8 protein-coding genes and 2 pseudogenes are annotated in these 9,644 nt (G+C 40.3%); 7 read left to right on the top strand and 3 right to left on the bottom strand.

The window, feature by feature from the left end; translation table 11 throughout:
* Together J5X91_RS18145 and J5X91_RS15555 are read left to right on the top strand one after the other, a co-directional pair.
* Positions 1-165 (top strand): annotated as a pseudogene (locus tag J5X91_RS18145) (transposase); the annotation flags it as partial.
* A gap of 211 nt (positions 166-376) precedes the next feature.
* Positions 377-874, top strand: a pseudogene (locus J5X91_RS15555) (hypothetical protein); the annotation flags it as partial.
* 170 nt (positions 875-1,044) lie between these two features.
* On the opposite strand, the gene J5X91_RS15550 reads toward J5X91_RS15555, so the two are convergent.
* Positions 1,045-1,248 (bottom strand): CsbD family protein, encoded by a 204-nt coding sequence (locus tag J5X91_RS15550; RefSeq protein ID WP_182684398.1) that lies wholly within the window; start codon positions 1,246-1,248, stop codon positions 1,045-1,047.
* 265 nt (positions 1,249-1,513) lie between these two features.
* On the opposite strand from J5X91_RS15550, the gene J5X91_RS15545 reads away from it, so the two are divergent.
* Both J5X91_RS15545 and hrpB read left to right on the top strand, forming a co-directional pair.
* Positions 1,514-1,927 (top strand): group II truncated hemoglobin, encoded by a 414-nt coding sequence (locus J5X91_RS15545; RefSeq protein ID WP_192532891.1) that lies wholly within the window; start codon positions 1,514-1,516, stop codon positions 1,925-1,927.
* Between the two features lie 149 nt (positions 1,928-2,076).
* Positions 2,077-4,503, top strand: a complete 2,427-nt coding sequence (hrpB, locus tag J5X91_RS15540; protein WP_208835190.1) for an ATP-dependent helicase HrpB — start codon at positions 2,077-2,079, stop codon at positions 4,501-4,503.
* Positions 4,504-4,578: 75 nt separating this feature from the next.
* Here hrpB and J5X91_RS15535 read toward each other — a convergent pair whose 3' ends face one another.
* Positions 4,579-5,445 carry a LysR family transcriptional regulator gene (locus tag J5X91_RS15535; RefSeq protein WP_011328872.1) on the bottom strand — a complete coding sequence of 289 codons (867 nt, stop codon included), beginning with the start codon at positions 5,443-5,445 and terminating at the stop codon, positions 4,579-4,581.
* A gap of 167 nt (positions 5,446-5,612) precedes the next feature.
* Here J5X91_RS15535 and J5X91_RS15530 point away from each other — a divergent pair, with 167 nt between their 5' ends.
* The gene (locus J5X91_RS15530; protein WP_208835189.1) at positions 5,613-5,939 is read left to right on the top strand and encodes a multidrug efflux SMR transporter; all 327 of its coding nucleotides are present in this window, start codon (positions 5,613-5,615) and stop codon (positions 5,937-5,939) included.
* Between the two features lie 135 nt (positions 5,940-6,074).
* The gene (locus tag J5X91_RS15525) at positions 6,075-7,205 is read left to right on the top strand and encodes an S-(hydroxymethyl)glutathione dehydrogenase/class III alcohol dehydrogenase (RefSeq protein WP_011328870.1); all 1,131 of its coding nucleotides are present in this window, start codon (positions 6,075-6,077) and stop codon (positions 7,203-7,205) included.
* A gap of 136 nt (positions 7,206-7,341) precedes the next feature.
* Here J5X91_RS15525 and J5X91_RS15520 read toward each other — a convergent pair whose 3' ends face one another.
* The gene (locus J5X91_RS15520) at positions 7,342-7,557 is read right to left on the bottom strand and encodes a hypothetical protein (protein ID WP_011328869.1); all 216 of its coding nucleotides are present in this window, start codon (positions 7,555-7,557) and stop codon (positions 7,342-7,344) included.
* 170 nt (positions 7,558-7,727) lie between these two features.
* Here J5X91_RS15520 and J5X91_RS15515 point away from each other — a divergent pair, with 170 nt between their 5' ends.
* Complete coding sequence (locus J5X91_RS15515; RefSeq protein WP_208835188.1) at positions 7,728-9,635, top strand: DUF1800 domain-containing protein; 1,908 nt, start codon at positions 7,728-7,730, stop codon at positions 9,633-9,635.
* The last annotated feature ends 9 nt before the right edge of the window (positions 9,636-9,644 follow it).

Raw genomic sequence — 9,644 nt, 5'->3', positions numbered from 1 at the left:
CAAAGAGTAAACATTACCCCCGAAAACTGGCTAAAACTCACCACACAATTTAGTCGCGTATTTCATGGTGCAGTAGGTCGCCCAGCGTCACACGAAGGATACTGCGAACACCTAAATAGAAAGCGGCGCACCAACGTTAGTAACTGCGAAAAGCTACTGGCTTAAAATTTCACTTCAAAAACTCTCCGTAATTCCCTCTCACTGTGAAAGCACAGTATTTCGCATGCCTAAAAATGAATAAAAACAGTGTTATTTGAATATTATTTTAATAAGCAGAGAGATTGTCAAAGCTAAGGGGATTTTAAGCTCAGCAATGTTTATTTAGATAAACACCAAAGGGATTAATTATTAGGGTGGGTGTCATTCTATGTTTCTATATCCTATACCTGACATTAAAGATGAGACTGAGCTTATTAACCGCTTTGATGAAGTATTTAATGATGAGCTCACCGCAGTTATTGCCAGTTCAAACATTGATACCGATTGGGATTGTGTAGGTTGGCGCGGCATTATGCTAAATAACGGCGTTATGTGGGTAGATACCGACGGTAAAATTATTGCTGTAAATACCCAAAATGTAAAAGAGCAGGTACTGGCTAAAAGCTTAATTGAACAAGGTAAGCAATCTTTGCATGCAAGTATCAATACTTTTGAAAAGCCAGTACTTGATTGGAAAACAGCTAACTACCATATTCGTGTTGATGATTTAGGCGATCATAATTTTCGTTATGCAGTATGGGGTATTGATAAAAAGCCAAGCGACAAGCCTGATATGGTTTTACTAAATGGCGATATTACATTTGAAGGCAGTGGTGGCAATCATAATTATACGTTTAAAAATGGTCGTTATAGTTATGTGTTACAGGCATATTAAATGCCTCAAAGAAATGGACAATGCCAATCCATAACTGGAATCTGACATTGTCGCAATTGGCCATCCACTTCGAAGGTAGGTTAGATGGTGTGCTAGATATTTAGCAATTTAAGCTGACACAGAATTCTGAACGCCCTCAACAATGGCGGTTATTTTTAAGTAGCTAATAGCTAAAATGAATGGTCTTTTTCAAATTCATCAACTTCGCGTTCGGCTTCTTCTTTCGACTTACCGTATTGCTGTTGAATTTTGCCAACTAACTCTTTGCGGCTACCTTCAATTTTATCTAAATCATCGTCGGTTATTTCGCCCCATTTACGTTGCGCTTTACCTTTAAGTTCTTTCCAATTACCTTTGATACGATCGCTGTTCATAAGTAGCTCCTTACTTTAGATTAGTGAAATTAACAGTCAACTATAAAGTAGCAAGTCGTATACCAAAAAAAAGTATAAATATTTTTTGTAATTAATATCAGTAGCTTAATATCAATCATAAATAGAGTAAGGCTAAAAGGTGGGTGTAATTATGTGGTCCTTCTTTAAATGCATACAAAATATACATAGCAGTTTGTAATAATTGCTTATCCAATATAGGTTTTAAGTTATTATGTTGCGATAAAACAGACGGTATGAGTGAGTTATGGATACTAAAGTGTGTGAATATGGCGTAGGAGATTGCTCTTACAAAATGGCGGGGGGGTTAGTAGGTATTACCCAGCTGGTTGATGCATTTTATGATTATATGCAACAGTTAAAAGAGGCTAAGCACATAAGAGATATGCACAGTAAAGACTTGTCGCAGTCGCGTAAAAAGTTAGCTTACTTTTTGTCAGGTTGGATGGGCGGCCCTAAGCTGTACGCGGAGCATTTTGGTAGCATTAATATTCCACAGGCGCATAAACATTTAACGGTAGGGGTTGCCGAAAGTGAAGCTTGGCTATTATGCATGCAAAAAGCTGTAGATGATCAGCCATATGCAGAGTCGTTTAAAGTGTATTTAATGCAGCAATTACGCGTACCCGCAGAGCGCATTAGAATGGTATCGGGTAGCTAGTAGAGAGTTAATAGGTAGAAAGTGGGCAACTAATGGGCAACTTATTGAGCTTAGTTGCTTGTAAAAGAGTATTAATTATTAAACATCAACCGCAGTCACGCTGCGGTTTTTTGTTACAATGCCGGTAAAGCAATTTAGGGTAAATAGCTGTGCTGCCGGTTCAAAACATATATCAACAACTCGTAATAACATTACAAAGCAACCCAATTACGCTACTGCAAGCGCCGCCGGGTGCAGGTAAGTCTACTTGGTTGCCGCTGCAACTTATGCGTGATGGGCACTTTAAACGTATTGTAATGCTAGAGCCGCGTCGTTTAGCTGCGCGTAATATTGCTAGTTACTTGGCAAAGTGTCAAAACGAGAGTGTTGGCCAAAGTGTTGGCCTGCGTATAAGAGGTGAGAGCAAAGTAAGTGTTAATACGCGCCTTGAAATAGTTACCGAAGGCATGCTTACTCGTATGCTGCAAAACGATCCTGAGCTTAGCGATGTCGATTTACTGATATTTGATGAGTTTCATGAGCGCTCTATTGCAGCCGATACTTCATTGGCATTTGCGTTAGAGACCCAAAGTGCGCTGCGCGAAGATTTAACCATAATGTTGATGTCGGCAACCCTTGATACCCAGCGCTACACTGAGTTTTTTGCTTGCCCTGTAATTCAATCAAATGGGCGCAGCTATCCAATAGATGAAGTATATATACCCATAAAAGATGAAAGCCGCTGGCTTGATGCAATCCCCACTATAATAAAACAAGCACTGAGTGAGCAAACAGGCAGCGCGTTGGTGTTTTTACCAGGGCAGCACGAAATACTCAGGGTACAACAAGCACTCACTGACTTACCAAACAATTGTATAGTGGCAACGCTATTTGGCGAGCAAGATAAAGCCAACCAGCAAGCAGCTATTGCTCCTGCGCCTGAAGGGATGCGCAAGGTGGTACTTACTACCAATGTGGCCGAAACTAGCTTAACCATTGAAGGCATAAGGATTGTGATTGATAGCGGTAAACGCCGCGCCGCGACCTTTAATTTAAAAACCGGTGTTACTGAACTCACAACACAAAGCATATCGCGCTCATCGGCAGTGCAGCGTGCAGGGCGTGCAGGGCGAATAGAGCCAGGTGTGGTTTATAGGCTTGGCTCTAAGCAAACTTTTGAGCGCCGTAATAGTCACGACAATCCCGAAATACTCACATCAGACATAAGCCAACTAATGCTAGAAGCTAAGCAGTGGGGGGCAAGCATTGAGGAGCTAACCTTGCTTGATAAGCCTACTGAGCAGCAAGGCATACAGGCAAGTAACTTACTTAGCATGCTTGAAGCCATAGACAGCAAAGGCAAGCTCACACCGCTTGGCAGTAAAATGTTAGGCTTTGGCGCTGATATTCGTTTGGCGCATATGCTATTAAAAGCGCAGGCATTAGAGCAAGCACTCCCCGGTATTTATCGACTCGCTATTTATTTGGTGGCATTACTTGAAAGCCGAGTTAATACTGCTAATGAGCTAAGCTTAGCGCTGCATAGCCAACAACAACGGCCACATCCGGTATTCAAGCAGCAATTAAAATATTGGCAAACTCGCTTAAAAGTAAAGGAGTCAAATGGCGATTTAAATACCGAGCACTTAAGCTTGCTGGTGGCGCTTGCTTACCCCGATCGAATCGCGAAAAAGCGTGGCAATGGTTACTTACTTGCCAATGGTGCAGGCGCTGAGTTAAACCGCGATTACTGGCATAACGACGACTACCTTGCAATTGCCACTATGGGCGGGCACAAAGGCGGGCGTATTTTTAGTGCCACATCACTTAGCCCATTTGAGCTGCAAGCCTATTTGCCGCATTTATTTAGCATGCAAACTCGCTGTGAGTTTGATGAAAAAACCGCACGCTTTACCCATCAAGACGAAGTGAAACTGGGCGCTATTACCCTTACTAGCCAGCCAAGTGCGCAAAAACTCGATAAAAGTGAGCGCGCCAAAGCATGGTTAAATTTATTTACTAAACATGGCTTTGCACTGTTTAATGAACAAAAAGACGCTGAGCAACTATTAATTAGAATGAGCTTAGCAAGTAAGCTAATGAGCGAAAAGTTTCCGAAAATTAACGAGCAACAACTTATTCAAACGGCACCGCAGTGGCTAGGTGTATTTTTACAAGATATTAAAACCCTGGAGCAGCTTAAAAAGTTTAACTACTTTGAGGCATTACAAAATTGTTTTGACTGGCAACAACAAAGTGCCTTAAAAAGCTTACTGCCACTGCGTTTAACGGTAGCGAGCGGCTCTAATATTAGGATTGAATATCAGCTTGAAGGCCCTGCAAAGCTCAGTGTACGTATGCAAGAAGTATACGGTATGACCAGCACGCCGTTGTTGGCGCAGGGGAAATTGCCACTGCTGATGGAGTTATTGTCGCCGGGGAAACGCTCGTTGCAACTTACTCAAGATTTAGCGCACTTTTGGAATACCAGTTATCGCGATGTACAAAAAGAAATGAAAGGGCGTTACCCCAAGCATTTTTGGCCCGATAGCCCTGCAACCAGTATTGCAACTAACAAAGTGAAAAGTAAAATGTGAGCGTGTACTTAGTTGAAGTAATAATATTAACCTCACAGTTAAATTCGAGATTAATATTATTCAAATACGTAAATACTAACTAAGATGCTTTGCTAAATAGTCGACCAATAACCTTATTTTTGGCGATAAGTGACGATTATGAGGGTATATGGCCCAAATGCCTTCATCAGGCACCCGATAGCTATCTAATAAGGTAATTAGTTCACCACTTTGCAGGTGATTTTGCACGTAGTAATCGGGCAGTTGTACTATTCCTAATCCTTTTAATGCTGCATCCGCTAGGCTATAGCCACTGTTGTATCTTAGCTTACCGGCAACGCGAATGTTTTTTTCTTTTCCCGATTCCATAAAGTGCCAATAATCAAGCGTGCCTAGTAGGCAACTATGTTTACTCAGTTCAGAAATTGCATGTGGTATGCCGTGTTTTTCCAGATATTCTGGCGATGCGCACACATAACTGGTTCTGGTTCCGAGTTTTTTTGCCATCATTGACGAGTCGGCCAGCTTACCAATACGTATAGCTAAATCGTATCCGCCTTCAACTAAGTCAATTTGTTGATTACTCAAGTAAGCAGAAACCGCGACCTCACTATATTGCAGCATAAAGTCAGAAACCAAAGGCAGTACTTGCTGCTCTCCATAAGTTACCGAAGCCGTAAGCTTTATTTTACCTTGGGGCGTTGTTTGTAAATTAGTTATAGCCCGCTCTGCAGCATCTAAGCCATCAAGCACACTGCGGCAATGCTGATAAAACACTCGGCCTTCTTCAGTTAACGACACTTTGCGCGTAGTACGATAAAACAGCTTCACATTCAGCCGGTTTTCGAGCGCACTAATTTGCCTGCTTACTTGCGCTGTAGATATTGCCATTTTTTTTGAGGCTTGCGTAAAGCTGGCATTTTCAGCAACGTGTACAAATTCACTAATACCTTCCCACTGCATGATTGTTACCTATATGTACAAGTTAATTTCAAAAATAGCATATTATCATTTTTACAGAAACAAATATAATAGCAGCCATCAACACAAACATGCTGTGAATAAGTTAAATCGTCGATATAACGTTATCGACATTAATACAACAGCTCGCAAAATAAATAGGAAAAAATATGAGTTGGGTATTTTTATTTTTAGGTGTTATTGCAGAAGCAATGTCGCATGTGGCATTAAAACAAACAGATGGCTTTACTAGGTTACTGCCCAGCATAGTGGTGTTATTGGGCCATTTGGCTGCGTTTGTTTTTTTAGGCCAAGCAATGAAAGGCATGCCTGTAGGTATTGTGCATGCGATGTGGGCAGGGTTAGCTATTGTTACCGTTACGCTACTATCTACCCTTGTATATAAACAGCATTTAGAACTATCCACTTGGTTAGGAATGGCATTGGTGGCCATAGGCATTGCAATGATTAACCTACCGCAAGGGCATAGCCATTAATTGCTTTAAAATGAATAGCATAATTCTAAGCCAAAAATAATATGCAGCAGCGCATTATTAAGGTAACTGAACTAAACTAAAATACGTGTTTACGTTCATTTATATTAAATAATTTATTAATTAAGAGAGAACGAGATGTCAGATAAGTTTATAAAATCGAAAGCCGCTATAGCATGGGGTCCAAAACAGCCTTTATCTATCGAAGAAATTGACGTAATGCTGCCGCGCAAGGGCGAAGTATTAGTTAAAGTTATTGCCTCTGGAGTTTGTCATACCGATGCTTTTACTTTATCTGGCGATGATCCTGAAGGGATTTTTCCGGTTATTTTAGGCCACGAAGGCGGTGGTATCGTTGAGCAAGTTGGCGAGGGCGTAACGAGTGTAAAAGTTGGGGATCACGTTATTCCTTTATATACACCAGAGTGTGGCGAGTGTAAGTTTTGTTTATCGGGTAAAACTAACTTGTGTCAAAAAATTCGTGAAACTCAAGGTAAAGGCTTAATGCCTGATGGCACCACTCGTTTTTACAAAGACGGACAGCCAATTTTTCATTATATGGGTTGTTCAACTTTCTCTGAATACACGGTATTACCAGAAATTTCGTTAGCAAAAGTTAATAAATCTGCACCATTAGAAGAGGTGTGTTTATTAGGCTGTGGTGTTACAACCGGTATGGGCGCGGTAATGAATACTGCAAAAGTTGAAGAAGGCGCAACAGTAGCTATATTTGGCCTTGGTGGCATAGGCTTGTCGGCAGTTATTGGCGCAACTATGGCTAAAGCGAGCCGAATTATTGCTATAGATATTAACGAAAGTAAGTTTGAATTAGCAAAAAAACTAGGCGCTACCGACTTTATTAACCCTAAAGACTACGACAAACCAATTCAAGATGTAATTGTAGAGTTGACCGATGGCGGTGTTGATTACTCGTTTGAGTGTATTGGTAATGTTAACCTAATGCGCTCTGCGCTAGAGTGCTGCCATAAAGGCTGGGGCGAGTCTGTGGTTATTGGTGTTGCTGGTGCGGGGCAAGAAATTTCAACCCGTCCGTTCCAATTGGTAACGGGTAGAGTATGGAGAGGTTCAGCATTTGGTGGGGTTAAAGGTCGCAGCGAATTACCTGATTATGTAGAACGTTATTTAGCGGGTGAATTTAAGTTAAGTGACTTTATTACCCATACAATGGGACTTGAAGATATTAACGAATCGTTCGATTTAATGCGCAGAGGCGAAAGTATTCGCACTGTTATTCATTTCGATAAATAACGATAAACAGCAGCACTATGGTTTAATTAAACCATAGTGCTTTTTTTGTTTAATTTATAGTTACTAATCAACAATCCATCAGTTTTAAAAAAAGTAGATCCAGCCAAAAACACTTCAAAATATATAAGCATTGTTTTTAAATTTCTTTACCGCCGTGTGTTTCGGCTAAATCGTCAAGCTCTGCAACTGTGTAGTCAAAACCACTCTCGTCATAGTCATAATTAACCTTTACGCAATTGCCGCCATTAAATAATTTTGTTTTTACATCATTAATGGGCCAATTTTTAAGTAGATGTATAAATCGGTTGGCAACTTGAGAAGATTCAAAACGATAGCTAATTTCTGTTTTCATAAATAATAAAGCTCTGGCTAGTTTAACCCCCGTAGTTTGTGCATTTTTGCTAATTAGTCAAGTTTCGGTTACAAAAAATAAAGAGTAAGTATGTAATTTTTATGTTTCAATTGATGTGTTAATTGCAGTAAGCACTGTTGTGCTTTAATTAAAGGTGAGAACAAACTTACATGTACTATAGAACTTTTTTACTAGCAAGCTCTGCTTTGTTTATCAGTGCTTGCGGTGGCTCTGGCTCAGATGAGACACCAGTTATAAGCACAAATAAAATCCCCTCCCTATCAATAACCAATATCAAAAACGATATAGTTAAAGGTCAAACTATTGATTTAAATGCAACAGTTGACGATGCCGATGGCGTTATCAGTAGTGTTGTGTGGGAACAAACTGCGGGGCTTAAAGTACTTAATGCACCTGTAAATGCCAGTAGTATCACTATTACTTTACCAGATGCGCAAAGCCATGCAGCAATGGAGTACGCTTTTAGCGTAACGGCAACCGATAATGAAGGGGCTACCAACGTTAAAACTGTGAGTTTTGTTGCGCGTAATAGTATGGATGAAACTGCTGCAGCACGTATATTACAGCAAGGCAGTATGGGCCCCACATTAAGTGAAATACGCCAAGCTCAAGGGTTAAGCGAACAGCAGTGGCTTGAGCAACAAATGGCGTTACCAATTAACTACCATCGTGGTTATTTAGTGAAAAGCCCTGATGAAAACAAATTTCAGTATATTAATAGGATTGATGCGTGGTGGAAGGGGGTGTTGCATAGCGACGATCAACTACGCCAGCGTGTTGCCTTTGCATTGAGTCAAATATTGGTTGTATCGGATGCAAGTAGTAATGTAGGTAATCAGCCCGAGGGCATGATCACTTACTACGATATTTTGCTTAAACATGCTTTTGGTAACTATAGAGAGCTACTAGAAGACGTAACGCTGTCGCCAATTATGGGTACTTTTTTAAGCCATTTAGGGAATGAAAAGGCAAATGATGAGCTTAATATTCGCCCAGATGAAAACTACGCCCGCGAAGTAATGCAGTTATTTACAATAGGCCTTGAAGAGTTAAATTTAGACGCTACTCCAAAGCTTGATGCGCAAGGTAATACAATTGCCACCTACGGTCAGGCTCAAATAGAAGGATTTGCGCGCGTTTTTACTGGGTGGACATTTGCAGCTAGTGAAACTTTTAAGAAAAAAAAACGTGATTATGTAAATCCAATGAAAGCGTTTAGCGAGTATCACTCTAGTAAACAAAAAACATTGTTAAATGGCGAAATTATCCCCGAGGGCTACGGACCAGAAGAAACACTGCAAATAGCGCTCGATAACCTATTTAATCACAATAATGTAGCGCCATTTATTAGTAAACAACTCATACAGCGTTTAATTACCTCAAACCCAACACCGCAATATGTTACCCGTGTTGCTCGTGTTTTTAATGATAATGGCGCTGGAGTACGAGGAGATTTAGCCGCGGTAATAAAGGCTATTTATTTAGATGATGAGGCACGCCATTTTGGCAGTGTTTTAAATTATCAAGGGAAACTAAAAGAGCCACTGATAACCACAATACAGTTTTGGCGAAATCTAGATGCTAAAACCGGTAACGGTTATTACAACACGTGGGGTTTATACAATACCTATGGACAGGGGCCAATGAAGTCGCCCTCAGTATTTAACTTTTACAGGCCCGATTACCAACCTGTTTATTTACGTAGTGATGGCTTAGTTGCTCCAGAGTTACAAATAGCAAATGACTCTACAATAATTGGCATAATGAATAAGCACTTTGCAGATTTAGTGTGGAATGCGGCTGAAGGAAAAGCATCTTTAAGTCCAAAATTACTATACGTCTATATTAAAAACGATATGAACCATCTAAAAAATTATGGTATAGGGTCGTTACTTGATCAGTACAATGTGTTGTATTTTGCCGGTTCAATGAGCCACGAAACACGCCAGGCGTTACTCGATTTAAGTGCCTATTTTATTGATAATCAAGATCGTCAGCGGGTATCATATTTACTTTATATGATTGCTATTTCACCTGAATTTAATTTGCAGTATTAGGAGAGGCAT

Source organism: Pseudoalteromonas sp. K222D (assembly GCF_017653575.1).
Taxonomy (GTDB): domain Bacteria; phylum Pseudomonadota; class Gammaproteobacteria; order Enterobacterales; family Alteromonadaceae; genus Pseudoalteromonas; species Pseudoalteromonas nigrifaciens.
This window is presented reverse-complemented; position numbering and strand designations above follow the sequence as displayed.

Bases quoted from the DNA above. Each gene is read 5' to 3' on its own strand.
- J5X91_RS15550 (WP_182684398.1), bottom strand. From the start codon at position 1,248: ATGAACAGCGATCGTATCAAAGGTAATTGGAAAGAACTTAAAGGTAAA.
- J5X91_RS15545 (WP_192532891.1), top strand. From the start codon at position 1,514: ATGGATACTAAAGTGTGTGAATATGGCGTAGGAGATTGCTCTTACAAA.
- J5X91_RS15535 (WP_011328872.1), bottom strand. From the start codon at position 5,445: ATGCAGTGGGAAGGTATTAGTGAATTTGTACACGTTGCTGAAAATGCC.
- J5X91_RS15530 (WP_208835189.1), top strand. From the start codon at position 5,613: ATGAGTTGGGTATTTTTATTTTTAGGTGTTATTGCAGAAGCAATGTCG.
- J5X91_RS15525 (WP_011328870.1), top strand. From the start codon at position 6,075: ATGTCAGATAAGTTTATAAAATCGAAAGCCGCTATAGCATGGGGTCCA.
- J5X91_RS15520 (WP_011328869.1), bottom strand. From the start codon at position 7,557: ATGAAAACAGAAATTAGCTATCGTTTTGAATCTTCTCAAGTTGCCAAC.
- J5X91_RS15515 (WP_208835188.1), top strand. From the start codon at position 7,728: ATGTACTATAGAACTTTTTTACTAGCAAGCTCTGCTTTGTTTATCAGT.